Here is a 26,799-nt window from a genome sequence, read left to right as displayed (position 1 = left end):
CGTGCTATCCCGGCACCACCGGGGGCAGCCGATATTCGCTGTGCAGGACGGCCGGCGCGGGGTGGTACATCCACAGCACCGGCCGGAAGCCGCCCGCCGGGGCCGGCAGCCAGTTGGCCGCCGCCGCCTCGTCGGCCGGCCGCTCGTGCTGGATCGTCACCGTGACCGAGCCGTCCGGGTCGGTGCGCAGGCCCGGGGTGTGGCTGCCGACCGCGTACCGGTCGAGCTCGTTCGGCACCAGCCGGGAGTCCGGCGCGTCGTAGAGGGCCAGCGACCACTGCGCCGCGACGGGCGGCGGCTGGTCGAAACGGATCGTGTGCGATCGGGTGCCGGTCAGCCGCTCGCCGGTCAGGCTCTTGTGCACGGTCGGGTGGACGGCCTCGTAGGCGTGGGTGCCCCACAGGCCGGTGCGGGCCGCGACCGCGCGCATCCGGTGGGCCTGGTCCCGGTCGGGGACCGTCCACTCGGGAGTGTCCATCGTGCCCACCTCGAAGTAGTCGAGGTTGTAGTCGAAGGTGTGCAGGTCGTTGGTCCAGCCGTTGACCAGGCTCGCGTGCTCCGAGGTGGCGGCCTCCTCGAGCGCGTCGCGCCCGCGCTCCAGACCCTCCCGCATGGCGTTCCTGACGTCACGGGGGATCGTGGTGTACGGCGAGTTGCCGCGCTCGAACAGCCCGAGCGGCCCGAAGCGCCGCTGGTAGCGCCGCTCGGCCGGCGACGGCGGGAACGCCGCCAGCGACCGCCGCAGCGTCTCGAAGAACAGCACGTCGTCCGGCACGCCGGACTGGGGCGCGGGCAGCCCGTCGAGCGGCACCTGCGGGTACATCCGCTCGATCGAGAGCCCGTCCTGCAGCGCGTTGACGGTCGGTAGGTCCGCCGGCCCGTCGCAGGCGAACCGGGCGATCAGGGTCGCGACCATCGTCGGCATCCGGATGATCTCGGCGCCGGGCGCCTCCCGGCCGGCCCAGCCGGGCGGCACGAGCAGGTACTCCCGCTCGTCGGCGCCGGTGGAGCGGCTGCCCACGTAGGCGAAGTTGTCGGTCCAGGCGTCGATGAACTGCACGACGTGGTACCGGCCGCCGGTCGCCGGCACCCGCAGCCAGAGGGGGCCGCCGGACAGGTCCAGCTGGGCGGTCGAGTGCAGCAGGTCGACGTTGGCGTTGGTGGATTGGGGGCCGGGTGTGGCGAGACCGCGTCGATGGGTGAACGTGTTGAAGGGACTCGTCGTGACGTCGCGCTCCACCGCGGTGAGGCCGGACAGCAACGGGTAGCCGTAGCCGAAGGCCTCGGCGGCCAGCGCGGGCAGGTCGTCTCTCATACGCGCCTCCCTCGTCCAGCCTCCACTGTGCGGTGCGGTTGATGGGTCAGCGGGTGAGGTCGCGGGTGACCCGTTCGGCTACCGGCGCGGCTTGGCCTTCCGGGTCGGCTCGGCGGTGAGGGGGTCCTCGGGCCACGGGTGGCGGGGGTAGCGGCCGCGCAGCTCGGCCCGCACCTGCGGATAGCCGTTCCGCCAGAACGAGGCGAGATCCTGCGTGACGGCGACCGGGCGGTCGGCGGGGGAGAGCAGGTGCAGGACCACCCGCACGCCGGCCAGCTCCGGCGTCTCCAGCCAGCCGAACGCCTCCTGCACCTTGACGGTGAGCACGGGCCGCTCGGGGTCGGTGTAGTCCACCCTGCGCTGCGAGCCGCTCGGCACGGTGAGCCGCTCGGGCGCGAGCCGGTCGAGGTCCTTGGCGGCGGGCCAGGGGAGCATTGCCTGCAGTACGTGATCGATCTCGCCGTCGGCCAGGTGGTCGTCATCGCTCACGTCCGGCCACGGCGCGCCGACGGCGTGGTGCAGGAACGCCATCCGCCGCCGCAGCGGGGTCCACGGCAGCCCCCGGGCGCGCCGTCGGGCGTGCCTGGCCTGCGCGATCAGCTCGGGCGCGTCGATGTGCCGCTCGGTGAGCGTGATGGCGCCGAGCCGTTCGATCCGCCGGGCGCCGTTCGCGGTGACCTCGTCCGCGGTGGACAGGAGCGCCTGTCCGGCCGCCCGTGCGGTCCGCTCGTCGATCGGGGCGGCCAGCCGGATACGCGCATTGACGCTCCCCTGTGGACGGTCGGCGGCCGCGATCGCGAGCCACTCCTCGCCCTGCAGCGCCGAATGTCCGGGCAGCGCCGCTTCGGTGCCGCCGGCCATGAGGTAGCCGTCGCCGCGCCGCCTGGCGATCCACTCCGGGTAGGCGAGGCTCGCGACGATCCCGGCCGCTCGTTCGCGGCCGTGCTCGTGCCTGACCGGTTCGACCAGGCGGCCCAGCCGGGCGGCCTCCTGTCGCATCGCCGGGGTCAGCTCCACCGCGGTCAGGTCGTCGGTGGTCGTGGGCGCGTCCTCGCTCAACACGGCAACGACCTCGGCGGCGGCCCTCCGGCCGACCAGCGGTGCCCCGTCGAGCAGCGCGCGGGCGAGCCGCGGGTGGGCGCCGACCCGCTGCATCCTCCGGCCCCGTTCGGTCACCCTGGCCGCCGCGTCGAGGGCGCCGAGCGCTTCGAGGGTCTGCCGCGCCACCCGCATCGCCCCCTCGGGCGGCCGGTCTGGCAGCGCCTCGTTGTGCAGGCCGCCCCAGCAGGCCAGGGCGAGCGCGAACCCGGTCAGGTCGGCGGTGGCCACCTCGGGCTCGGGCTGCTCGGCCCGCCGCTCGTGGTCCGCCTCGGACCAGCAGCGGTACACGATCCCCGGCGCCTCGCGGGCGGCCCGCCCGGCCCGCTGGGTGGCGCTGGCCCGGGCGGCGTTCACGGTCACCAGCCGGCCCAGCCCGCGGGCCAGGTCGACGCGCGGCACGCGGGCGAGCCCGGCGTCGACGACGACCCGCACGCCGGGCACGGTGAGGCTGCTCTCGGCGACGTCGGTGGCGAGGATCACGCGGCGTTCGTTCCCGGGGGTGAGCGCCTGGTCCTGCTGCGCGGCCGGCAGCCGCCCGTGCAGGACCGCGGTGGGGGTGCCGCGGAGCTGCTGGCGGATCCGCTCGATCTCCGCCATGCCGGGCAGGAAGACCAGGATGTCCCCGCCGGTCTCGTTCCAGGCCCGCTTGACGGTCGCGGCGACGTGGTCGAGGAACCGGGGTGCCCGCCGGTCCGGGGGAGCCCAGCGCACCTCGACCGGGAACAGCCCGCCGTCGGCCTCGACGACCGTGCCGCCGAGCTTGTCCGCGAACCGCTCGGCCTCGGCCGTGGCCGAGGTGGCCAGCAGCTTCAGGTCGGGCCGGATGGTGGCCCGGCTCTCGATGAGGAAGGCGAACGCGAGATCGGTGTCGAGCTGCCGCTCGTGGCACTCGTCGAGCACCACGGCGGACACTCCGGCCAGTTCGGGATCGGCGAGCAGCCGCTGCACGAGCAGCCCGGTGGTGACGACCTCGACCCGCGTGCGGGGCCCGGTCCGCCGGTCGCCGCGAACGGCATACCCGACGCTGTCCCCGACCGCCTCCCCGCGCAGCTGCGCCATCCGCCGCGCGGCGGCCCGGGCGGCGATCCGCCGCGGCTCGGCCACGAGGACCGTGCCGCCGAACCGCTCGTCGAGCGCCGGCGGTACGAGCGTGGTCTTCCCGCTTCCGGGCGGCGCCACGAGCACCGCGGCCTCCCGGTCGAGCACGTCGAGCAGCCGCGGAACCACCCGCGCGACGGGCAGGATCATCGGTGGCCGCCGGGGCCGCCCGCGAACCAGATCCGTCCCCGCACGCCGTGGACACTACGCTCGTCGACGTGCCAGAACTTCCCGAGGTGGAGTCCGCTCGCGCCGTCCTGGAGCGATACGCCCTCAAGCGGCGCATCGTGGACGTCGACGACTCGGACACGTACGTGTGCCGCCCGCACCACCCGGGCGAGATCCGCGACGCCCTGGTGGGCCGCTCGCTGACGGCCGCCAACCGCCGCGGCAAGAGCATGTGGTGCGACACCGACGACGACGGCCCGGTCCTGGGCATCCACCTCGGCATGTCCGGCAAGGTGGTGTTCGCCGCCGCGGACGGCGACGAGATCGACGGCGGCGACTACTGGGAGCGCGGCCGGGCGAAGGGCGACTACCGCTTCACCCGGTTCGCGTTACGGTTCGCCGACGGCACGGCCCTGCTGCTGGTGGACCCGCGCCGCCTGGGCCGGGTGCGCCTGGACCCGCCGGTGGAGCGCCTGGGCCCCGACGCGGCCGACATCACCCCCGCGCAGTTCCGCTCGATGATGTCCCGCGGCACGGCCCCGGTGAAGGCCCGCCTGCTGGACCAGGAGGCCGTCGCCGGGGTGGGCAACCTGCTGGCCGACCAGACGCTCTGGCTGGCGAGGACCCACCCGGCCCGCCCGGTGGACGAGCTGTCCCGGCCCGAGGTCGACCGCCTGCTGCGCGCGCTGCGGACGGCGGTCACGTCCGCCGTCGAGGGCGGCGGCGTCCACGTGCTGTCGGTGATCCCGGCCCGCCACCCGGACGGCAGGTGCCCGAGGTGCGGCGCCGAGATGCACCGGGGCGTGGTGGGCGGCCGCACCACGTGGTGGTGCAGTCGCGAGCAGGCCGGCTGAGGCCCGGTCCACCGCGGCGGGCCTCAGCCGTGCACCAGGCATAGGCCCTAAGCGGCTCGCTGGAGCACACCCGGCCCGTCGCCGAGCAGCCGGGCAAAGGTGGCCCCGGCCCCGTCCGGCGCCGCCGGGGCGAGCCATCGCAACGCCCGCAGGGCCGGCTGGGCCGGGCGGTCGTCCCGCTCGTCCGCGTCGACCAGGAGCAGGCACCGGGTGCCGCCGGGGATCCGCACCCCGCCGAGGACCACGGCCTGCGTGGTGACCCGCAACCAGCCGACGACCCCGGAGCGCGCGATCCGCGCCGCGTCCCACGCCGCGGCCGTGAGCGCGCTCACCAGCCACGCGATCTCGTCCAGCGTCACCAGGTCCCGGCCGGTGCCCCGCCAGAACAGCAGCTCGTCGAGCGCGGTGCCGGGGCGGCGCGGTGCCGCCGCGCGGTCGTGGACGAGCCGGGCGACCTCCGCGCGCAGCACCGCCATCGGTGCCGCGGCCCGCACGACGGGATCGGCGCAGGACTGCCGGATCGCCGCGCCGCGCGCCTCCACCCGGCGCAGCAGGTCGGCGGGGACGCCGGTCACCTCGGCGACGGCGGTGCGCAGGTCGGCCCGCGTGACCGACCGGCCCCACCACAGGCGTGCCTCGGCGGGCGTCCCGGGCCACGCCAGCCGCAGCAGCGCCCGCAGGCGGTCGTCGAGCCACGGGGTGCCGGGGCCGCCGAGCCCGGCGAGCGTCGTGGCGTCGGCGAACGTCTCCGGATCGCAGCACAGCTGGCCCACCGCGGCATCGCCCGCGATGATGGGCAGCCGCACCACCGGCTCGGAGTGCAGCAGGTTCGCGGCCGGGTCGAAGAGCACGAGGTACCTCCAGCAGCAGACGGCGAGGCGCCCATTCGAACACATGTTCGAACAAGACTGCAACCGGGCCGACCGGCAGGATCGGCTGCGGCCGATCGGCGGTGCCATCCGGAATGGCTGGGCTGATCGTGTTCCAAGTTCGGCTGATGTCTCGCCGATGACCGGCCTTCTTGCCGTTCTCTGCCGGTTCCGGCGCTGAAAGGCTGAAATTCCCAGGAACGCGACCAGACTTCGGGAGCCGCGGTTGTTTCCCTCCGGTGTCGATGTCACGCGGCCGGACGAAAAGTTTCCCGTCGTCGAGGCCGCGCCGCTGAGCCCGCTGTCGGGCCGCTGGTTCCGGCCGACCCGGCGGCAGGCCGGCGAGCTGCCCGAGCCGGTCGGCGGGTCCGTGCTGGTGTTCCAGGCCAACGACCGCTTCGCGCTCGCACCCACCGGGCCCCGGATGCTGCGCTCGGACGTGGTGGTGCGGGCGACGATGGTCGCCGTCGTGCTGACCCGGGCGCAGGTGGTGCCGGCGGTGGCGATGCTGCCGTCCGTGGATCCGAGCTTCCGGCTCGGCCTGCGGGCGACCTATCAGTGCCAGGTGACCGATCCGGTCCGGGTGCTCGAGGGCGGCTGCTGGGACGTGCGCGGCCACCTGATGGCCTACCTGCTCGGGGACGCGAAGATCCGGATGCTGAGCCTGCGTCACGACGTGGACGACAACCCCGAGGTCCAGCAGCGGATCCTGGCCCGGGCGATGGCGCGCAACGAGCTGGAACCGCTGGTGATCCCCGGCATGCGCCTGCAGCTGGTCGAGGTGTCGGTCGTCAGCCATCGGGCCCACGCCGCCTGGGAGCCGCCCGAGCAGCGGCGGCCGAGCGAGGACCACGACAACGGCTTCCACCACCGCGACCGGTACGCCGACTTCGATGTTGAGCACGGCCGGGCGCGGCCACGAGACGGATACGGGAACTGACCATGGGAGCACCGTTCACCGAGCAGTTCGACGCCGACGCGCTGCGCCCGGCCGACCCCGAACCGGCTCGCTGGGGACTGGGGCGCGTGCTGCGCCTGGCAACGGGCGTGCGGGAGGACGTCCTCGCGCACGTGCCGAGCGAACGCGCGCGGTACACCTCGATGGGCGGGGTCGTCGTGGGCACCGCCGTCATGGCGATGCTGTCGATGAGCGCGGCGATCTACTCGATCTTCGGCGGCTTCCAGCTGTTCATGCTGTTCGCCGTGCCGGTCTGGGGCATGTTCATCCTGAGCCTCGACCGCTGGCTCATGTCCTCGACGTCGATGTCGCAGTCGGGCAAGGCGCTGCGCAACCTGCTGCCCAGGCTGGGGCTGTCGATCGCGCTCGGCGTGGTCCTCGCGGAGCCGTTGCTGCTGGGCATCTACAACACCGCCATCACCGAGAAGATCGCGCACGACCGCAAGCAGGAGGTCGACACCCGCGAGAGCGACCTGCGCACGTGCAACCCCGTCCCCGGCACGCCCGAGGCGGCCGGCGGGGTCGCCACGTCCGACCGGTGCGAGGGCCTGCGGCTGTCCCTCGGCGGCGACTCGCCGGAGGCGCTGCAGAGCCAGCTCGACGGCCTGGCCACGCAGCGGGACGAGCTGAAGAAGACGGTCGACGCCGACGCCGCGGCCTACGCGAAGCTGGAGGACCTGGCGCGCAAGGAGTGCAACGGCACCTCCGGCGACGGGCTCACCGGCCGCTACGGCGAGGGCATCAACTGCAAGCGACTGCGCAACGAAGCCGATCAGTACCGCAAAGACCACAGGATCGACGAGAACGGCGCGAAGCTCGCCGAGCTCAACCGCAAGCTGGCCGAGTTGAGCGATCAGGTGGGCCGGGCGCGCAACGACTACGCCGGGCTGCTGGACAAGGCGATCGAGGAGGACCTCGCCGCGGTCCGCGGCCGGCAGGGCAAGATCGGCCTGCTGGAACGGTTCCGGGCGCTCGACGAGCTCGTGGCCACCAACGACTACGTGCGCGTGACGCAGTGGGCGATCCGGATCTTCTTCATCCTCGTCGACGCGCTGCCGGTCCTCCTCAAGGCGCTGAGCGGCACCAGCTCGTACGAGCGGCTGCTGGAGGCGAAGCTCGCGGATCAGGAGCTTCTGCAGAAGTACCGGTCCGCCGAGGAGCTCGACCGCAACGCGCACTACGGCGACCTGGTCCGCCACCAGACGGACATCACGTTCCGCACCCAGCTGGAGCTGATGGACCAGGACAGCCGGATCACCCGGGCCAACCTCGACGAGCAGCGGGGTGCCCTGGTCGACGCGCTCGAACAGCACTACATGCGCACCGCCATCGGGCCGTCCGGGCGGGGCTGGTCCGGCGCCGACTCGGCGCTCACAGATGCGGAGAACCTCGAGGACATGCCGACCCAGGAGCTCAGGAGCGAGAACGCGCCGGGGAGGTACTCGTGACCACCCAGTTCGACAACCCGCCGGCCGCCTCCGTCCGCACCTACCTGATCTACGTGGTGCTGGACACCTCGGAGTCGATGCGCGTCCCCAAGCCGGGCACCCAGCAGCGCAGTGCGCCGCTCGACCACTTCATCGACCTGTTCCCGCGCATGATCCGGGAGCTCGCCGCGAACCCGGTGACCAACAACCTGGCCGCGGTGAGCGTGCTGGCGTTCAACGACGACGCCGAGGTCCTGCGGCCGATGACGCCCCTGGACCGGGCCGTGCCGATCGGCAAGCCGCGGATCGGCTTCGGCACCGACTACGCGGGCGTCCTGAAGTTCCTGGTCGCCCAGCACGTCAAGGACGTCCGGGCGGTGAAGCAGGACCGGTCGCGCGACGGCTACAACGTGGACGTCGCCCGGCCGTGGATCTTCTTCGTCACCGACGGCCGGCCCTTCGCGCACGACGCGGACCAGGCGAAGGCGGAGTGGATGCAGTACCGCGAACAGCTCACCGATCCGCCGACCGAGGCGCGCATCGTCGCGATCGGGCTGCCGGGCGCCGACGAGGACGTGCTCTGGTGGCTGGCCACCGGCAACGAGCACGGCCTGCGCCGCAACGCGTTCATCTCCGACCAGCGCCGCGCCGACCCGAAGGAGCTGTCGGTGAGCGTCGTCGACGCCATCAAGAGCAGCATCTCCGCGTCGGCCCGCACCGGCCTGCTGTCGATCCGCACCCCGGTCGGGATGCGGCGCATCGACGGGCCGACCAATGGCTGAGGGACCGGCCGGGGACTCGGGCCTGCTCGCGGTCGTCACCGTCGGCGTGCTGGCGATCCTGGTGATGACGGTGCTGTATTTCCTGCAGCGCCGTCGCTCGCACAACGTGCAGCGGGTGCCGGCCGGCGCGGAGGTCTCGACCGGCAGCGCCGGCAAGGCGCAGCCCCGCCGGACCACCGGGGCACCGCAGCCGCCGCCGCGCACCGGTGCCGCCGCGCCGGCGCGGTCGTCGCGCCCGGCCAGGACGTCGAAGTTCCAGGGGCTGCGGCAGGTGATGCCCGTGCGGCTGACCCGGGGCGGCCGGCCGGCCACCGAGCCCGAGTTCGTCGACCCCGTCGTCGTCCACGGTTCGTGGTGCGACTCGGTCTTCCACGCCACCCACGAGGCGGGCGGCACCCGCTTCGCCATCCGGGCCGCCACCGTGCGCGGCAAGGAGCACGCCTACGGCGGGGAACCGGGCCAGGACGCCGTGGGCGTCGTCTGGAGCGCCTCGCGCGGCGCGCTGCTCCTGGTCGCCGCCGACGGGCTCGGCTCGCTGCGCGACTCGGGCGCCGTCGCGCTGACGGCCGCCGAGCTGGCCCTCGACCACGGCGCCCGCCTCGGGCCCGGCGACCCGCTGTCCGAGGTCTTCCGCCGGGTCAGTGCCGGGCTGTACCGCGAGATCGAGCGGCGCGGCCTCGACGGCGCCACGACCCTCGTCCTGGCGGAGCTGCGCCCCACCCGCGACGGCGTGCTGGTCACGACCTGTGGTGTCGGCGACTCGGAGGCGTGGGCCATGCAGCCCGGCAAGTGGAAGGCGCTGCATCACGAGCGGGTCCGGGACTCCGAGAACATCACCCGGCACCTGCCGAAGCACCAGCCCGCGGCGGGTCGCGACCCCATCGCGGTCCGGCGCGGCACCGTGGTGGTCGTGGCCAGCGACGGCTTCGCCGGCGCCCTGGGCGGCGAGGGCTCCCCGCTGACCCGGGAGCTCGACAAGCACTGGCAGAACCCGCCGCCCGCGGTCGACTTCCTCGCGCAGGTCGGATTCCAGGACGACTACTTCAACGACGACAGATCGGCTGTTGCGGTGTGGATTCAATAGACATCGGCTACTGGGTCGAGTATTACGAGCTCCGCGACCTGCGGCGCCTCGGCTGGCGCGACGCGGGCAACTCGACGCTGTACGAGTGCACCTACGGCGGCGAGCAGTACGTGTACAAGGAGTACTCCGAGGACTTCCGCGCCGACGCGGACTCCCGCGCCCTCGGCCGGCTCATCGCATGGCGTGACGGGCTGAACGACAACCGGCGCGACCACCTCGACCGGACGGCCGCCTGGCCCCGGTTCCGGGTCCATGAAAGCGGGCTGTTGCTGGGCGTTCTGGTGCCGTTCGCGGCGGCCGGGTTCTACCGGGCGGGGCAACGGGCGCACCCGCAGACCCTGGCCGGCCTCGTGCGGTACACCGTGGAGGGCCAGGTCCGCCCGGGCGCCCCGGACCGGGTGAAGACCCGGGCGATCGGCCACGCCGCCGAGGTGCTCCAGTGGTTCCACCAGCGGCAGGTGCTGGTGAACGACGTGCGTGAGTCCAACATCCTGTGCACCGACGACGGCGCGGCCGTGTACTACGTCGACTGCGACGTCATGATCGGCCCATGGGGATCCGTCGGCTCGCCCGCGGCGCCCGACTTCATCGCCAACCTGGTGCCGTCGGCCGCCCGGCCCACGCCGGCGTCCGACTTCGCGCGGCTCGCCTGGGTCGCCATCTGGCTCCTGCGCAACGACTTCTCGCTGAGCCACGTCCAGCTGGAGCAGCTGACCCCCACGCTCGACGTGGGCGCTGCCCGGCTGCTCGTGCGCACGAGCGGCGGCGCGGACGTCGACATGGACGAGTGGCGGCGGCTCGCCGCCCGCTGGACCGGCCACGACAGGGGCCAGGCTCCGGTCGAGACCGAGGTGCTCCAGCCCGAGCCGGAGCCCGAGCCGGAGCCCGGGCCGGAGCCCGGGCCGGAGCCGGTGCGGGTGCCGACCCGGCGGTTCGTCGCCGTGGTGCGGCCGCCGCACCCCAGCCGGTGGGTGCCGACGCAGTACCGCCGCGCCACCGTCCTGGTCGGAAACGTCCCCCGGCAGCCGCCGGCGCCCCCGGCGGCCGGTTGGCGGGAGGCGAACCTCGTGCTGGTCGTCCTGCTCGTCGTCATGGCCGTCGTCTGCAGCGTGGGTGTGCTGTGGCTGCTGATGCAGGGGGTTCCGCTGTGAGCTCGCTCCTGCTCGTCCTCGACGACGAGCAGCGGCGCCTGCCCGAGCAGGCGCCGCACTACCTGTGGATGGACGCCGGACGGCTGCGCGTCTCGGAGCATCCGCCCGACCGCTCGGCGTGCTTCGGGTACTTCGTCTCCGAGCTCGGCGCCTGGTGGTTCCACACCGGCCCGGCGCGCTACCCGCGGGAGCTGCGCATCAACGGTCGGCCCGCCGACGACGGCGACGTGGCGCTCCCGGCCGACCGGGCCGAGGTGCGCCTGTCCGGGGAGCCCTACAGCCAGCCGGAACGGCCGCGCCGGCCGCGCGGGAGCGCCCCCGAGCCGGAGCAGCGTCCGCCGGGACAGCTCGTCGTCGGGCCGCCCGGCAGCACCGCGGACATCGTGATCGACCACCCGTCGGTGGTGGCGGACCACGCCCGGGTCGAGGTCGACGCCCGGGGCACCTGGTGGCTGACCGCGCGCAACGGCGACCTGTTCGTCGACGGGGAGCCGGTGACGTCGGCCGAGCGCGAGCCCGGCTGCAGCATCACGATCGGCGGCTACGTCCACACGGTCCCGCTGCCGAGCCGGGGCGCGCAGCGGGCCCTCGCCGTCGAGGTGGCCGGACTGAACGCCCGCCGCGGCGGGCGGCCGCTGCTCGACGACGTCTCGCTGGACGTCGCGGAGGGCGAGTTCGCCGCCGTGTACGGGCAGGAGGCGGCGAGCGCGTGGATGCTCCTCGGCGCGCTCGCCGGCGGATACCGCCAGGACAGCGGCACGGTGCGGGTGGGCCGGTCCAGCCGCAGCGGCAACCCCCGGGTGCGGTGGGTCCCGGCCGACGACGACCTGCACGGCACGCTCACCGTCGAGGAGACGCTCCGCCTCGCGATCGCGCTGCGCCCGTCGCCGGGCACCCGCGGCGACACCGGCACGACGCTCGACGAGATCGTGTCCTGGATCGGGCTGTCCGACAAGCGCGACAAGTGGGTGCGGACGCTGTCGGAGGGGGAGCGCAAGCGGCTCTCGATCGGCGTCGAGATCGCCGGCCGGCCCGGCCTGCTGCTCGTGCTCGACTCGGCGACGTCGTACGAGATCGGCCGCGACCGCGACCTGATGTCGCGCCTGCGCACCATCTCCCGCGACCTGCCGTGCACCGTCATCGCCGGCACCCGGTCCGTCGGCAACCTCGACCTGGCCGACCAGGTCGTCGTGTTCGACCGGCGGGGTCGCCTGCGCCACGCCGGGCCGCCCGGCCGGGCGCGCACCGGCCGGAGCGAGCTCACCTGGCCCGAGTACCTGGCGACCATGGAGACGCCCGCCGGCGACCTGGAGACCGACCGGCCGGCGAAGCTGCCGGAGTGGCGGCAGCGCCGGGAGCCCGAGGGCTTCCCGCCCGCCCTGCTGGTGCGGGAGGCCCTGCTGTTCTGGCGGCGGGGCACCGGCGCGCTCGCCACCTGTCTCGTGATGCCGCTGCTGACCGTGCTCGGCGCGTTGGCGAGCCGTGAGCGGCTGTGGCCGCTGCTGGTCGTCGCGGTTGCCGCCGGGGCCGTCGTCGGCCGGATCGATCCGGCGACCCAGCGCGGCCCGCTGCGCCGGGACCTGCGGGCCGGGATCGGCGCGGGCGCGGCGCTGGCTGCGAAGTCCGGGCTCTTCGGGCTGGTGTGTGCGGTGCTCGCGGCCCCGATGGCGTGGGCGACGTACCTCTTCGGCACCGCCCTGCCCCGGCTGCCGGGGCTGCCCGGCTGGTGGTCGCAGTATCTCCTGCTGCTGGCGGTCATGCTGGCCTCGGTCGCCGGCGGGCTGCTGTGCGCGTCGGCGGTGAGCACGCCGCAGCTCGCGGTGGCGGCCACCGCCGGGGTGGGCGTGGTGCAGGTGCTCGCCGGCTCGCTCCTGCTGGGCCTCGGCTGGCTGCCGGGGCTGCTCTGGCTGGTGCCGCTGACCGCGGTCGCCGTGCTCGCCGCCCCGCCGGTGCTCGAGCACCGGCTGTAGCTACGCCGGGCGGAAGCCGCGCGGCGGCGCGGGCGACGGCGTCTCCGAACCCAGCCGCGCGGCCTCGCCGCAGGCGAGCACGTGGCGCTTGAGGAACTCGCCGAACTGCCGGACCGCCGTCTCGTCGTCGATACCGGCGTCCGGCACGAATGCGAGGTCCGCCTCCGACGCGAACCCGGCGATCGTCTCCACGGCGCCGCCCAGGCCGAAGGCGATGACGTCGGAACGGCGCAGGGCGCGGTCGAGCCGCTGCCGCGGATCCGCCCAGTCGCCCGCCGGAGCACCGGCGCTCAGCAGGATCAGCAGCGGTGGGCGTACCGAGGTGTGCTCGGCCTTCAACGCCGAGTGCTCGGCCGGAACGTGATCCAGCAGCCACCGGAACAGCGCCGCATGGTCGGCCGTCTGCCGATGCAGCAGCGGCGGTACCTCGGGCTCGGCGTCCACCCGGGAGATCGGCACCCGCACGGCGACCCGCTCGGCGAAGCCGACGACCGACAGCCGCAGCGCCGCCGAGACGTCGGGCCGGGCGGCGACGGCGGCGAACAGGTCCTGGGCGGCGTCCGTGAGCGCGTCGGCCCACGGCCGCGCGTCGGCCGACTCGTCGAGGACCAGGTACACCGGCGCGAGATTGGCCGGCCCGCTCGCCGGACCCGGCTGCGGCGGCGCCGCCGGACGGTCGAGCCAGCCGATCGCGGCCGGCGGCTTCGGGGCCGGCCGCTCGGGCTGCTGCACGGTGGACTCGGCACGGACGACGCCGGCGGACCCCTCCAGGTGCCGGACGGCGGCGTCGAGCAGCGGCGCGACGTCGGCGGGCTGGGCCATGCCGTTCGCGGCCATGGTGGCCAGGATCGACTGCCAGCGGTCGTCGCGCTGTTCCTGGTACTCCAGCCGCTTCTGCTCGAAGTCGAGCAGCAGCTTCATCGCGCCCTCGGTGTCGTTCGGGTGGCGCTGGAGGTGGAGCTGGATCATGCCCTGGACGTCGAGCGGCCGGTTGCCCATCGCCAGCCGCTCGCGCTCCTGGAGCAGGTGGTCGCCGGCCTGCTGGAGCTGCTTGATGTGCTCGTTGCGGGCCACGTCGTTGACGTTGGTGTCGTGCTGGGCGGACCGGACCTTGTCGTCGCGCCGGGCCTGCTCGATGTCCTGCAGGTACTTGCGGCCGGCCTCGTCGAGGGAGAGCCGGACCTCGACGGCGTAGAGCGTGATCCCGCCCTGGATCAGGGTGTCCCGGCGGAACCGGGCGTGGATGCCGGCCTCCGCCTCCTCGGCCTCCTCGATCGAGTACTGCCGGGTGATCGGCCGGCAGATGCTGAGCAGGTGGCCGTGAACGAGCGGGACGGCGTCGGTCACGTTGCGCCGGATCGTCTCCGCGGGCTCGGTGACCCGGAAGCTCGCGCTGACCGTGGCGTGGAAGTGGTACACGTCGCTCTGGGTCGGCAGCGGCGTGTCGTCCTTGAACTCCAGCGAGAGGTGGTGGTCGCTGATGTCCACCTCGTAGCGCGTGCGGTACTTGGTGAGCATCTGATCCGACCAACGCATCGGCTTGCCGCCGTCGAGCACCTCCAGGTCGCCCTCGCGGGTCGCGTAGACCACGGCCACGGAGGGGCGGCGGCCCTTGCCGGGGGTCAGCGTGACCCGCTTGACGGGCTCCTCGTGCACGATCAGCTTGATCGGGTCGGTCATGTCAGCTTTCCTCCGCCGAGAACAGCGCGGTCACGGTCTTGCGGGCGTTCGGCAGCGGCACGAGGTTCTCCTCGGCGACCCAGTCCCGCGCGAGCCGGCCGAGAATCGTCTCGATCCGGCGGTTCCACTCCGGCATCCACAGCGCGGCGCCGACGAGCTGCCCCAGGTCGTCCAGCTGCGCCGGGTCGTTCTCGGCGAGCGCGGCCCAGCCGCTGAGCACTCCCCGGGCCTCCTCGTGCAGGACGCTCTCGCTGAGGACGCGCCGCCAGAGCCCGATCAGCGGCGCCCGGAGCGGCTCGAGCGTGGTGGCCAGCCGCAGCAGCGTCGGCCAGCGCGCCGGAGGCCGGCCGGCTTCGGCGGGCTCCCAGAACACCAGGGTGCTGGCCAGGATGAGGAACGCGAGCTGGGCCGGGCGGACCCGGCGCCGGTTCTCGAACCACTCCAGCAGGGCGCCGCACGCCATCGGGGCCACGGTCTGCTCGTCCTCCAGGATCAGGTCCGCCAGCGCGTCGCCGATCGCCACCGCGATCCAGTAGTCGTCGATCGTGGCCAGCCGGCCGAGCCGGTCGACGGCGGTCGCCGCGTCCGGCACGCCGACCCCGACGCCGTACGCGCGCGCCGCGGTCGCCTGCAGGTAGGGCTGGTCCTTGTTGGCGTACCAGCCGCCGACCACCGTCGCGACGGCCACCGCCAGCCGGGGGTCGCGCCCGGCGACCCGCAGCGCGTAGGCGACCGCCTCGCGGACCCGGTAGTCCTTGCTGGCCGCCCAGCGGGCGAGGTAGTACGCGTGGACGTAGTCGAACGAGTACCGGCACAGCTCGCCGAGCGCGCTCGCCGCGTAGAAGCGGATGGCCTCCGACGGCGAGATGACCAGCTCGTGGAGCCACTCCAGCACCGTCGGCTGGATGTGGTAGCCGCGCCAGACGCGCTCCAGCACCTGCTGCGGATAGCTGCCGTCCTTGTACCGCACGATCCGCACCGGCGCCGTGCCGTAGGCGAACTGCTGCTCCTCGTCGACCTCGTCGGCGCGCAGCGACTGCAGCAGCCGCGCCGTCGCGCCGCGCAGCAGGTCGGGCGAGCCCATCCGCAGCTCCGACATGCCCTGGGCCGTCGCCGACACCACCAGCTGCCGGCTCGGCTCCATCCGCCGGCGCAGCCGCCGCGCGGCGTCGGAGACGTCCTCGAAGGGCAGCCCGTCGAGCACCGCGAGGCTGATCGCGAAGCTGCGCTCGTCGGCGTCCCGCAGGCTGTCGAACCAGCGGTCGAAGGCGTGGCCGCGCTGGCGGCGCCGCCGTTCGCGCACCCGCGCCGCGTTGACGACGCCGGCGTCGCTGCACTCCGAGCTGATGATCCAGGCCAGCTCGGCCGCCGACTGGCAGCTGTGGTCGCCGCGCTCCAGCTCCTCGATCAGCTCCCGCACGGCCGCGTTCGCCAGCGTCTTCTCGGCGAGCTCGTCGCTGAGCCGCCAGCTCAGGTGGCTCGACACGATCCGCCGCCGGCTCACCCGCTGCTCGGGCAGGTCGAGCACGTACTGCTCCAGGTCGTTGTCCGGCGGCAGCACGCCGGTCGGCATGGTGATCACCAGCCGGGCGTTGGCCTTGGTGAGCGCCTTCTCCAGCGCGTGGAAGAGGAAGCCGCGCAGCTTGCCCGCGTCGTGCGGCTGGCAGAGCAGGAACCCGACGCCGCCCTCCCCGCCGCCGAGCGTGCCGGCCTGCTCCGTGATCGACTCCGCGAGGTGCAGCATCTCGACGGCCGGGTCGAGGTGGTACACCCGCTCCACCTCGCCGGTCAGCAGCCGGATCGCGCTCGCGTCCTTGCCGGCCCCGCCGGGGCCCCGCACGATCGCCGTACGCTGGTCGCGGAACCGGTCGCACAGGTCGAGCCAGTTGTCGGGGTCGACGAACGCGTAGTGCACCGGGTCGGACAGGTCGGCGGACAGCTCCGGCACCGGCAGGGTCTTGTCGCCGATCCTGAGCACGATCTTGTGCCCGGCGACGTGGTCGCCGTAGATGTTGCGGGCCGCCGTCCAGTGCTCCCGGCGCGCGGTGCCCTCGCCCGAGCGGGCGGTCGCCTGCCCGGGCTCGGACCACGATCCGCTGTCGACCGCCTCGACCGGTGCGGCGGCGCCCGCCGGGTCGGCACCGGCGGCGGGCTGTCCGGCCGCGGCGGGCTGTCCGCCCGTGGTCTTCGGCGCGCTCGGGTCCGGCGCGGTTGCCGGCGCGGTTGCCGCCGTGGTCGTGGTGGTGGTGGCCGGCGCGGCCGCGGGTCCCGCGGGCGTGGTCACCGCTGGCCTCCGTCGACCCGGTCGCCGAGGATCACGTCGCCGTAGATGTCCCGGGCCAGGACGGCCCGGCCGTGGTTGACCTCCACGACGTTGTGGTGTCCGCCGCCGTCGCCGTCGTGCCCGCCCGGGTCGTGGTGCCCGCCCGGGTCGCCGTGCCCGCCCGGGTCGCCGTGCCCGGCCCGGTGGGCGGTGTGCGCCGTGCCGTCCGGCAGGCCGGGCAGGCCCGGCCGGCCGGGTACGTGCGCCCACGCCGCCGGTCCGGCCGCGGTCGCGAAGCGTGTGTACGCCGCCTTGTTGATGCCGCCACCGGGCCGGATCGCGAGCCGGTGCAGCGCGTCGGAGAGCACGAGCACGAGCCGCGCCGACGACATCCTCCGCAGCACGGTGTCGAACGCGGGATCGTCGAGCAGGCGCAGCGCGCCGTCGGCGGACGTCGCATGATCCATGGCGATGCGCAGCGGTACCGCATCCGGCACGTCACGCAGCAGGGCATCGAGCGCACCGGTCAGCCCGACGGCGACGGCGCGCGCGTGCGCGTCGCCCGGCTGGGTCAGGCGCAGCACGCCGTCCTCGTGGGACAGGACGAAGCCGGACAGCCCGCACCCGGCGGCCACCCGGCGCACCGGCGCGGCCAGCGACGCCGGTGCGCGCAGCACCGCGACCGTGGCCGCCCGGCGGAACTCCAGCAGCGCCGTCACGTCCGTCACCACCCGCTGCGCGTCGACGTCCGCGGTGGCGGCCCGCATGCGCCGGTACTGCCGGCCGGGCAGCGTCCGGATGTCCTCGGGCAGGTCCGTCGCGGCCGGCATGACGGCGTCCCCAACCAGGACCGGGAGCACCGGCACGCCCTTTCGGAGCGCGAACGCCACCTCCCGGCGCACCGGATCCGACTCGTCGCGCAGCCGGTTGCCGCCGTGAGCGTCGAGGTGCCAGCGGGGACCGATGACGACGATCACGAGGTCGCTGCGGTCCAGCCGGCCCCAGAGCACCGTCGCGTAGTCGGTCGCCGGCGGGATCGACCGGGCGTCCCGGAAGACGGCGTCCGCACCGAACCGCTCGCACAGCAGGCGGTCGAGCGTGACGGCGGCGAAGCTTTCGTCACCGCTGCGGTACGAGATGAAGATCTGCGGCACTAGCGCTTCCGATCGCCCATGACCACGCCACCGTGGATGTCCCGGGCCTGTACGACGTTGCCGTGGTTGACCTGCACGCTGTTGCGGACCGCGCCCGAGCCCGCACTCGCGCCGTCGTCCGGCGCCGTGTCCGGCTCGGCCGGCGGGTCGAGATCGACCGCGTGGATGTCCCGGCCCGGCAGCAGCAGCCAGGCGGCCTCGCGGAACTCCTTGTGCTCGACCGTCACCCGGCGCAGCCGCGCCGGCTCCAGCGACGTGTGCTCGACGGTATCCTCGAAGATCCGCCTCGACAGCACCACGACGAGATCGGCGTCGCTGCGATCGAGCGCCAGATGTGCGACGGCGGAGTCGGCGAGCCGGCTGACCTCGACCACCCCCTTGCCGGCGAACCCCATCGTCGACGCCCGGACGACCCCGTGGTGCACGGCGACGCGCATCCGCATCCGATCGGCCGGCAGCTCGTCCCGGTTCCGGAAGCGCAGCTCGGCCGCCAGCTCCCGGACGAAGTCGTCGACCAGCCGCACCTCCGGCTCACCGGCGGGCAGGACGGACAACTCACCGTCACCGGCGGGCTGGCGCTGCCAGCCGGCCCGGTCGAGCCCCGCCCGCCCCGCGGCGGCGTCGAGCATCTCACTCAGGAGCCGTTGGATCTCGTGTTGCCGGACATCGCCACTGCGCCCGTAACCACGGACGTCAACGGACAGCAGAAGCTGCCGCCGGAAGTCGTCGAGCGTCAAGGAAGCTCACCCCTGGCCCGACCCTAGGCGCTCCCACCCGTCGATACAGCCGGTCGTCCCGGCGACCCTGAGACCAGTTCGGCCGACCCGTTCCGGCTGTGCAACCGCCCGACCCGCGGCGGCCGCGTCTCATCAATGTCCGCCTATCGGCAACCGGCCTCGACGCTACCGCCGGCCGATCCACGGACTCCATTTCCATACGGAATGCGTCCGCGCGCCTATGTGGCTGGCGTCAGCGTGCCTGATCCGATGCGTGCCGGTCTCGCGACGTCCGGGGGTGCCGAGTTCGCAGTGTGCCGCGCCGTTCGATGCGGCCGATCGGCACGCTTCAGGCGTCCGGGATGTCCACCTTCGCCGCCGGCGTGGTCTGCCGGGGAATGATCACAAGCCGCTCCCCGGGGTCGACGCTCACGCCTTCGGGTAGGCGGCCCTGATATGACGCGCTCAGGTCTGTTCCGATGACCGCGACGTCCCGTTGTCGAGTTCCCAGATGTCCGGGCAGCTCGAATTGCCCCAACTCGTGAGACGACTTGCCCAGGCAAATTCAATGGGCAGCCATCCATGCTTGCCTGAGGCGCCGACTGGGGCCGGCTCGGCCTCCCGGCACGGACGGGCGGGGTCATGGTGACGGACGAGCAACCGCTGGCTGCGATGGTGCTCACCCCGGCGACCGGAACCGCCGAGGGTGGCGGCTCTGCGCGCGCTCTCGGCGCTGATCCGGGCTGGTCCGGCGCGGCTTCAATGGGCGCGCATCACCCCGGACGGCCAAGGCCCGTGTCCATCAGAAGACCTGCGCGGTGTTTCCGCGACGGCACAACCCCGCGCATGACGGAGGCTGCCGATCAGTTTTCCCGATCGCCACACGCACGCCACGCTGACCACTGTGACAACGAACACGAAAAGCTCATTCAACGCGCGGCGCACCGAACGCAATGGACCAATTCCAGCAGTGGACCCGGCTGCGGTTTTCGGGGGTGTGGGTGGGCGGAGTCCCCGCTGGGGAGCGCGCGAAGCGCGCGCGAAAACAACGAGACCCCAACGGCAAGAGGCCCCCGCCGCGAAGCAGGGGCCTCCCCAAGTCGAGTGCGCCGCGTAGGACTTGAACCTACAACCCGCAGATTAAGAGCCCCCTTGGACCGTCCTTGTCCGTCCGGTTGCATCCTGACAGCGCGAGCACCCTGTGGTGGCCGCCGTTTCGTCTTGGCGCTGGCGTACATTGTGCGTACAATGAGATTGTGAGTGCCAAAGGAGACCGGCTGCATCTGCGGTTGGATGCCGAGCAGAAGGCGATGCTGGAGGCGGCCAGCCGAGCCGCTGGCGACACCGTGTCGACCTTCGTGCTGAAGGCGGCGACAGAGGCGGCGGCCGACGTGCTGGCCGACCGCCGGGTTTTCGTCCTGGACCAGGACGCCTGGCAGGTCTTCGACGAGGCGCTGCAACGGCCGCCGCAGGACATCGCCGGACTTCGGGAACTGCTGACCGGTCCGACGGTGCTCGACCCGCCGCAGGGTGGAACGCCCCGGTGAGCTTCAGCTTCTCGCCGGTGGAGCCGCTGTCGGCCGGGCATGCGGTGGCCGGGTTCGACTGCGGATCGCAGGCCCAATCCGTGTGGCTCGTCGAACACGCCCTGCAAGCTCATCGGGCGGGACTGTCCCGCGTCTACGTCGTCCGCGAAAACGACCATGCCGATGGGCGAGTGGTCGGGTACTACGCGCTAGCAGCCGGCAGCGTGGCCCCGGCCGACGCTTCTCCGCGGCTGCGGCAGGGCGCAGGCCGTTACCACCAGCCGGTGGTGATCCTGACCCGGCTCGGCGTCGATCTCGCGGTCCAAGCGGCAGGGCTGGGCCGGGCTCTGGTGGTCGACGCGCTGCGCCGCGTCGCCGGCGCCGCGGAGGTCATCGGTGTGCGGGCGGTGCTCATCCACTGCGAGACTGAGGCCGCCCGCGACTTCTACCTGCGCCTGGCCAAGTTCGAGGCCAGCCCCACCGATCCGATGCACCTGCTGCTGCTGATGAAAGATCTGCGTCGCGCCCTTGAAGGGTAACGCCGGCCAATGTCGGGGCTGTGCCTCGATATTGATGAGGTCGCGGTAGGCGTGGCAACTGTGCCTCGACGTACCGCCCCAAGAGCTGCAGCGAATCAGCGCCGAGCGGCTCCGGCGCTCGACCCGGTCGGCGAGGTGTCGCAGACCGGTCAGGTCCCAGCTGCGGCCAGAAGTTGTCCCCGTGCACAGAGACCAAACTCGACCTGATCGACAACCACGTCCGCGCCACCCCGACGACCTTCCTCGACCGGTCAGCCACCTGTGTTCACGGCTCGAACCCTGTGGACGATTCTTCATTCCCGACCCGGCGGGCTCGTGGTTGCCTGAACCGTCATGCTGGTGATGCCCGATCGGCGGTAACGAAGGCCTTCCCGGATCGCCAGTATCAAGGGCGTGGATATCCCGGCGCTCATGGCGGAGTTGGCGCAGCATCGTCCGCTGTTCCACTCTGAAAGCGACTTCCAGCATGCAAGGTCGAGTACGTCCACCGTCACCAGTTCCGCACCCGCACCGAGGCCCGACTGAAGATCGCCACCTGGATCACCGACTTCTACAACCGCCGCCGCCACTCCGTCTGCGACGGGCGCTCACCGATCGACTACGAACGATCAATCATCCGTGGCCTGGAGGATCGGGCCGCATAACCGAGTCCTCCACGATTCCAGGGGATTGACACCGCCTTCCCAGCTTCGCTAGTGACCTGTTCCCTGAAGTCGCGCCACAGTGGCCCATCGCTTACGCCTCCGTCTCGAGCAGCGGTACGGTACCCGCTCGAAAGAGACCCTCGCCTTCCACCACAGCTTCCTGCAGTTGCTCGACGAGTTGGCGGAGACTTGCGTTGAGGTCGACCTGGTCTCTCGTCTCCGCAACGATCGCTTCACGCACGTCGTCCACGAACGGCTGCCAGCTGTCGCGAGCGCGCTGCGTGCACTCAGTGACGACCTGTTGTCGCTTCTCGGCCACCGCCTTGTCCTGGTTCAGGCGCGCGCGATCCGTTCTTTGCTCGTCGAAGACTTTCGCCAGGTAGGCGGCAAGGGGAAGCGCGGCTTCGGCGATGCCGATGGGCCGTCCCAGGTCCCGAGCCGCCTTCGCCGAACTGGCCTTCCCGCCGGCGGTCGGCCCGGGTGCTTTGTTCGCAGCCTTCAACATACCGATCAACATGGGCCCGACCTTCTCGACATGTTCCGCGACACCACCGGGCCCTGCCGGGGTCGCGGCGGCATCCTCCCCGGACCCGAGTGTCGCGACCAGCGAAGCGAAGCCGGCCCAGGAGGGTCGGGCGCGCTCTCGCTCCCTGGTCTTGCGGATCGACTGCTGCAACCGCTGGAGGCGGATCTCCTGCTTGGTGAACCACTCGTCGAGCGTGCGCTGAATCTCGGCCTGAAGTTCATCGGTGCCGGAACTCGGCTCCCACGACCGCCGCATCACCTCCTCGACGAGACCGTCGAGGCTGGCGTGGGCGGCCCGATCGAGAGTGTCGAGTTCGCTCTTCCATACGTCGCGGTGAGCGACGCCACTCGCAGCTACTTCGGCACGTGCCATGTAGTCCGACAGTTGCCTCCGCAGTTCGGTCACGGTTTCCTCCAGGACCGCTGTCCAGTACCGTTGCCCGGCCGCATGTCGCCATCCGGGCAGCGCCGAAGGAGACACCGCCTCGAAAGCATCCGCAAGGTCCCTCATGCCGTCCCAGCCACGGAAGTCATCCCAGGTCTCTCGGCTGAGATCCGTGTCCGGCCCTGCCGTCTGGAACGGGTCCTGCGAGACAACGAATACCGGCGTCCTGTCGTCCAACTCGAACAGTTCCCGCAACTCGCGAACCTTGCGATCACTCAGATCCCGGTACTCCGCGAGTTCGTACTCCGGGTCCACACCGGCCTCGTCGAACCGCGAGATGACGAACCACATCGTCCCCATCGGCCATCCCTGCGTGAACAGCTTCTTGAGCACGTCACGTTCGGCGGTCGCCAACTGCGGAGTCAGTACCGCGATGCCGACGTCTGTGAGTCCGACCGCCGCCATCGCTCGGCGCGAATTGTTCTGTGCACGAATGTCGGACGCACCGACCGCGAATCCGGGAGTATCGCGGATGATGCACTCACCGACCTCGGCGTCATTGACCTCGAAGGTTTCGTGGCGTGCGCTGATCGTGAGCCAGCCGGGGACATCGCGGCCGGAATCGACGAGTAACCGGCGGAGCAGGGAGCTCTTGCCGGTGTCGTAGGACCCGAAGAGGGTCGCGACCGGCTTGTCCAGCTTCGCGAACGCGTCCCAGTCCTCGACGTGCCGCCCGGCCAGCGATCCGCCTGGGAGTCGCCCCAACCAGTCTCGCACTGCATCGATGTCAATAACTGTCATTCGTTCCTCCCCGACGTGCCGATCAATTCGTCTGCGGCCGCGATCAGAGCCCCGGCCACCTCGGCCTGCTCTCTCGCCGAGTCCATCCGTTCCCTGATCGACGATTCGAGGTCGAGGTGCTCGTCGAGCAATGTCTCGAGCTCCTTGGTCCGCTGTTCGAGGTATCCGACGGGACCTTCGCCCTGCTCACCGCGCACGATCTGTTCGACGATCCCGGTAGCCGCTTGGTCGATCTCCCGCGACGCCGACTCCTGCTGGTCTTTGTGTTTCACGGCCTTGTGGATGTCATTGGCCATCGTCGCGGCGTCCACGGCGGTAGCGACGGCCCCGAGGACGAACCCGGCCTTGGCGACCTTGGCGCCGCCCTTCACCGCACCCCACGGCTTGAACTTGTGGTTGAACAGCTTGCCGATCGCGTAGACCGCGTCCCGATTTCCCAGGGCCTTCGCAAGCGACGCTGCGGCTCCTGCGACGTTGCCGGCGTCCTCGGCCAGATCCTCGTGCCAGGCGCTTGCCAGGGCCTTGAACTCTGCCGCGAACTCGGGTGTCACCTGGAACTCAGCAGCGCTCATCTCCCGTCCGATTGCTGAAATGTGGTCACTGTGCCACTCGTCCAGTTTGCGTGCCGCGTCGGCAAGGTACCGTTCGAGATCAGCTTCGAACTGCGGAGCCTTCCACCAGGACTCGACAAGGTCCTTCAGCTTCTGGCCGGCCTTCCGATCGAGTCTCGCGACTGTGGATTTCGTCGCCGCCGAGTGGCGGTCCACCATGCGGCGGGCGTCCTCTCGCAGCGAACCTTCGAGGACCACGGCGTCCTTCACTGCAGACCGGAGGGCAGCGATCACCGGTTCCGAGCGACGCAGCTCTTTCGTACCGTCGATCTGCACCTGGTGAAGCGTGTGCTGGTGACGCTTGAGGCCGGTGACCGCCGCATCGAAGGCGGCCGACGACGCCGCAGCGGACAGCTGCTCGTCGAAGAGCGCCGACATGGCGCTCGTCAATGCGGCCACGCCGTCCCACACCCGATTCTCGTCGAAATCACCGGGTTCTGCCGTTGCATCGCCTCCCACCAGGCCGAACGGATCGCCAGATAAGCAGTGAACTCTGTCGATCTCGACGTCGATGGAACGAGTTGCGAGGGCTGCCCGCAGTTCCTCGCGTTTACGGCTCTGCAGGTTGAGAAATGCTTCGGGTGCGGTCAGTGGATCCACGCCCAGTTCGTCGCACCGATTGACGAGGAACACCATCCGCCCCCCTTTGGCGGCAACCATCTCCGAGCCACGCGAAAGCTCTTCCAGTATCGAGGTGTCGCCGACCAGCAGATTGATGTGGACGACGACGAACACGAGGGCCGCCTCGGCGATCGCCTCGAGCGCGGCGGTGTCGTGCTCGTCGTGTCCACTCTGCAAGCCCGGTGTGTCTACGAGATCGAACCGGGGCAACTGGTGGCGGTTCGCGGCTGCGGTCGCAGGCAACGCTCGGATGTCGAACGCCGCGTGCGGTTGCCGACCGCCGTCCACCACGATCCGACGGATCAACGACGACTTTCCGGAGTTGTAGTCACCGAGAACGGCAAGAGCTGGTCTTGCCGCGTCGACGCGCGAGAAGGTTCGTGCGATGTCAAACAGTGCCGGGTCGCATCTGGCGGCGTCTTCGAGGTCGTCTCGCCACGAGTGGATGTCTGCCGTCGACGGTGCGCTCCATGCCGCAGCTATTGCGCGCATCAGCCGGCTGTGGTCCTGCTCCCGGCGACTCGAGTACGCCTCGTGGGCGGCATGGTTGATCTGCGCCGGCTGGTGGTCGAGGCCAGACTCGAGCCAGTCCTCGCCCAACAACACCCGGGTCACCTCGGCCGGGGTCTCCCCCATCCGACGCTGCGCGCGGAGCAGGACGTCGGTCACCGTGGGTGCGGGCTTGATCGAACCGGCGTAGGTCTGCAGGCTGTCGATCAAACTCACGATCCGGCTGCGCGCCATGCGAAGCTCGATCGCAGCGCGGAGCGACTCGCCGACCGCAGGAGCCAACAACGTCCACGCCGCTTTCCGGCTGTCGCGGACGAGGGCATCCTCGTAGCCGGCGAACGTCTGATCCACAGCGCGATGGCAGTCGACGATCGCCTGAGCCTTCGCCTCTCGTGCTTCCTCCGACGCTTTCTCGCTCATCTTCTTGCCGAGATGCTGCTGGACCTGTCCTACGATCCCGACGCCCACGGCAGCTGCGCCGATCACCCAACCTACGGGGTTCGAGAGGAGTGCGGCCACCGCAGGCACCGCGAGGGCGCCCGCACTCACCGCGATGCCCGTCCCCCTGACGACACCACCCGTCGCGCCGCCGCCCTCGTCGCCGCGGATCATCGCGGCGTGCGACACCGCCGGCCCGCTGGCGATGGACTTATGCTCCACCACGACCTCAAGCTCACGCTGCAGGAACGCCCGGCGATCCGCCCAAACGGCTTCCGCCGCAGCGGAAATGGCACCTTGATCGAACACAACCTCCGTGAACTTCGACTCGTCGATCGCTGTGCGCTCGTCGAATGCCCTCCGGATCAGGTCATCGGTGTTGGCCGTCGCCTGTCGGTGACATCCCGCGAGGTGCGAGGCAGCGAGGTGCCGGACGAAGCGGTCCAACGCCCCTTTGTCCGGCGACGTGTACGGGCGGCCCCGCGCCTGCTCGGACAGGTCAACCAGATCCGCGCTGAGAGCCGCATCGTGCAGCCACACGGCACGTTCGGCGTCTTCCGGATAGCCCAACACGGCGAACAGCGACTCGACCTCGCGTTCGCGGGATTCCGCTTCCTGCTCGATCTCGACCGCCAGGTCTTCGAGTTCGCCGACCCCTCGGCGGCACCGTGATCGGATATCCTCCCGCAGCGCGGTCAACCGGAGATCGGCGCCGCCTTCCGCGATCGAGGTGGCTATCAGGCGCTCTAGCGTCCCGAAGTTCGACCAGCGATCGAGGTAATCCTTCCCGAACTCCTCCCGTTGTTGGTGGAAGGCATTCTGGACTTGGTCTGGGCCGTGGAAGGGGGTTGTGGCGCGTGCGAACAAGGCCCGTTGGCTGTGGATCGCGACGACCGGTGTGTCGGGCAACCCAATCTGTACGAGCTGGGTCCGAATGTTGTCGGTGTGCTGGCGAACCGATTCGGACAGATTCCTGCGGCGAGCCTCGGGAACTTTCGCGGGGTGGCGCCAGCGCGGGTTGCGGACGTTGAGGACAGCCACCGCCGGCTTTCCGTGGTCGCGGATCCAGGCGGCGATCTTCTCGAACTCCATCTCCTGCTGAGACTGGTTGTCGAAGCACAGAAGCACGACGTCGGCGATCTCGACTGCCTCGCGGGCCTTGGCCTCGAGATCGTCCCGGCTCTCGGTCCGTCCCCAGCCGTTAATCCCGGGGGTGTCGAACAGCCGGCAATCCCGCCACTCGATTGGACGCACCTCGGTGGTCCAATCGCTGACACCCGGTGAGACATACTCCCCGTCGAGCTGGCCGAACGCCGATAGCAGGGTGCTCTTTCCGACGCCGGTGCGTCCGAAGAAAGCGATGTTGAACGACCCGAGTGACTCGCGCTCACGATCGAGGTGACGTCGCAGTTCCCCGGGAAACTCACGAGTGAAGTCGTCCAGTCGGGTGATCAAGCCAGACGAGGACGGCGCGACGCGCTGCCCTCGCGTAAATGCGCCGACCAGGTCGTCCGTGATGTCATCCAGGCGCGTCAGTTCCGTGTGTCCCTGCTCGACGGCCGATCGAACGGCCTCCTCGAGCGACACCACCTCTGTCGTCAACTCGTCG

At 71.7% G+C, this 26,799-nt stretch carries 18 protein-coding genes and 1 pseudogene; 10 read left to right on the top strand and 9 right to left on the bottom strand.

The genetic code is table 11. From position 1 onward, the window contains the following. Positions 1-4: 4 nt before the first annotated feature. Positions 5-1,315, bottom strand: coding sequence for a DUF1254 domain-containing protein (locus tag IEZ31_RS15680; RefSeq protein ID WP_190250577.1), 1,311 nt, complete (start codon positions 1,313-1,315; stop codon positions 5-7). A 78-nt stretch (positions 1,316-1,393) separates the two neighbouring features. Further along, positions 1,394-3,664: an ATP-dependent RNA helicase gene (locus IEZ31_RS15675; RefSeq protein ID WP_190250576.1), complete on the bottom strand. Its 2,271-nt coding sequence runs from the start codon at positions 3,662-3,664 to the stop codon at positions 1,394-1,396. Between the two features lie 68 nt (positions 3,665-3,732). On the opposite strand from IEZ31_RS15675, the gene IEZ31_RS15670 reads away from it, so the two are divergent. Beyond that, on the top strand, positions 3,733-4,536 hold the full coding sequence (locus tag IEZ31_RS15670) for an Fpg/Nei family DNA glycosylase (protein WP_190250575.1): 804 nt from the start codon (positions 3,733-3,735) through the stop codon (positions 4,534-4,536). A gap of 47 nt (positions 4,537-4,583) precedes the next feature. Here IEZ31_RS15670 and IEZ31_RS15665 read toward each other — a convergent pair whose 3' ends face one another. Then, positions 4,584-5,387: a hypothetical protein gene (locus IEZ31_RS15665; protein WP_190250574.1), complete on the bottom strand. Its 804-nt coding sequence runs from the start codon at positions 5,385-5,387 to the stop codon at positions 4,584-4,586. A 244-nt stretch (positions 5,388-5,631) separates the two neighbouring features. Between IEZ31_RS15665 and IEZ31_RS15660 the strand changes: the two genes are divergently transcribed. The 6 genes from IEZ31_RS15660 to IEZ31_RS15635 are packed head-to-tail and all read left to right on the top strand — an operon-like array spanning position 5,632 to position 12,777. Next, positions 5,632-6,345 (top strand): hypothetical protein, encoded by a 714-nt coding sequence (locus IEZ31_RS15660; protein WP_190250573.1) that lies wholly within the window; start codon positions 5,632-5,634, stop codon positions 6,343-6,345. A gap of 2 nt (positions 6,346-6,347) precedes the next feature. Beyond that, on the top strand, positions 6,348-7,811 hold the full coding sequence (locus tag IEZ31_RS15655; protein WP_190250572.1) for a DUF4407 domain-containing protein: 1,464 nt from the start codon (positions 6,348-6,350) through the stop codon (positions 7,809-7,811). Beyond that, complete coding sequence (locus tag IEZ31_RS15650) at positions 7,808-8,572, top strand: vWA domain-containing protein (RefSeq protein ID WP_190250571.1); 765 nt, start codon at positions 7,808-7,810, stop codon at positions 8,570-8,572. The genes IEZ31_RS15655 and IEZ31_RS15650 overlap by 4 nt, the downstream gene beginning before the upstream one ends. Further along, positions 8,565-9,656 (top strand): protein phosphatase 2C domain-containing protein, encoded by a 1,092-nt coding sequence (locus tag IEZ31_RS15645; protein WP_190250570.1) that lies wholly within the window; start codon positions 8,565-8,567, stop codon positions 9,654-9,656. The genes IEZ31_RS15650 and IEZ31_RS15645 overlap by 8 nt, the downstream gene beginning before the upstream one ends. Then, entirely contained in the window at positions 9,644-10,807 is a 1,164-nt protein-coding gene (locus tag IEZ31_RS15640) for a hypothetical protein (RefSeq protein WP_190250569.1), read from the top strand. Before IEZ31_RS15645 ends, IEZ31_RS15640 begins: the two co-directional genes overlap by 13 nt. Then, on the top strand, positions 10,804-12,777 hold the full coding sequence (locus IEZ31_RS15635; RefSeq protein WP_190250568.1) for an ATP-binding cassette domain-containing protein: 1,974 nt from the start codon (positions 10,804-10,806) through the stop codon (positions 12,775-12,777). Before IEZ31_RS15640 ends, IEZ31_RS15635 begins: the two co-directional genes overlap by 4 nt. On the opposite strand, the gene IEZ31_RS15630 is transcribed toward IEZ31_RS15635, so the two are convergent. Genes IEZ31_RS15630 through IEZ31_RS15615 form a run of 4 tightly spaced genes read right to left on the bottom strand, consistent with a single transcriptional unit; the run spans position 12,778 to position 18,611 of the window. Continuing rightward, a complete protein-coding gene (locus tag IEZ31_RS15630) occupies positions 12,778-14,457 on the bottom strand; it encodes a vWA domain-containing protein (protein ID WP_190250567.1) in 1,680 nt (559 codons plus the stop codon). It abuts the gene before it with no gap. 1 nt (position 14,458) lies between these two features. Further along, on the bottom strand, positions 14,459-16,741 hold the full coding sequence (locus IEZ31_RS15625; protein ID WP_190250566.1) for a hypothetical protein: 2,283 nt from the start codon (positions 16,739-16,741) through the stop codon (positions 14,459-14,461). Beyond that, positions 16,738-17,874, bottom strand: coding sequence for a toll/interleukin-1 receptor domain-containing protein (locus IEZ31_RS15620; protein WP_190250565.1), 1,137 nt, complete (start codon positions 17,872-17,874; stop codon positions 16,738-16,740). The genes IEZ31_RS15625 and IEZ31_RS15620 overlap by 4 nt, the downstream gene beginning before the upstream one ends. Then, on the bottom strand, positions 17,874-18,611 hold the full coding sequence (locus IEZ31_RS15615) for a hypothetical protein (protein ID WP_190250564.1): 738 nt from the start codon (positions 18,609-18,611) through the stop codon (positions 17,874-17,876). The genes IEZ31_RS15620 and IEZ31_RS15615 overlap by 1 nt, the downstream gene beginning before the upstream one ends. Positions 18,612-19,846: 1,235 nt before the next feature. On the opposite strand from IEZ31_RS15615, the gene IEZ31_RS15610 reads away from it, so the two are divergent. The 3 genes and pseudogenes from IEZ31_RS15610 to IEZ31_RS59370 all read left to right on the top strand — a co-directional run. Continuing rightward, entirely contained in the window at positions 19,847-20,137 is a 291-nt protein-coding gene (locus IEZ31_RS15610; RefSeq protein WP_229835114.1) for a type II toxin-antitoxin system TacA family antitoxin, read from the top strand. Further along, positions 20,134-20,655: a GNAT family N-acetyltransferase gene (locus IEZ31_RS15605; protein ID WP_190250563.1), complete on the top strand. Its 522-nt coding sequence runs from the start codon at positions 20,134-20,136 to the stop codon at positions 20,653-20,655. The genes IEZ31_RS15610 and IEZ31_RS15605 overlap by 4 nt, the downstream gene beginning before the upstream one ends. A gap of 482 nt (positions 20,656-21,137) precedes the next feature. Next, positions 21,138-21,299, top strand: a pseudogene (locus tag IEZ31_RS59370) (IS3 family transposase); the annotation flags it as partial. Between the two features lie 91 nt (positions 21,300-21,390). Here IEZ31_RS59370 and IEZ31_RS15595 read toward each other — a convergent pair. Both IEZ31_RS15595 and IEZ31_RS15590 read right to left on the bottom strand, forming a co-directional pair. After that, entirely contained in the window at positions 21,391-23,010 is a 1,620-nt protein-coding gene (locus IEZ31_RS15595) for a GTPase domain-containing protein (protein WP_190250562.1), read from the bottom strand. After that, on the bottom strand, positions 23,007-26,792 hold the full coding sequence (locus IEZ31_RS15590) for a GTPase (RefSeq protein ID WP_190250561.1): 3,786 nt from the start codon (positions 26,790-26,792) through the stop codon (positions 23,007-23,009). Before IEZ31_RS15590 ends, IEZ31_RS15595 begins: the two co-directional genes overlap by 4 nt. Positions 26,793-26,799: the final 7 nt, after the last annotated feature.

Origin of the sequence: Dactylosporangium sucinum, from assembly GCF_014647515.1 — a bacterium.
Taxonomy (GTDB): domain Bacteria; phylum Actinomycetota; class Actinomycetes; order Mycobacteriales; family Micromonosporaceae; genus Dactylosporangium; species Dactylosporangium sucinum.
Note: the sequence above shows the minus strand (reverse complement) of the source record. Positions and strands in the feature narration are given on the sequence as shown.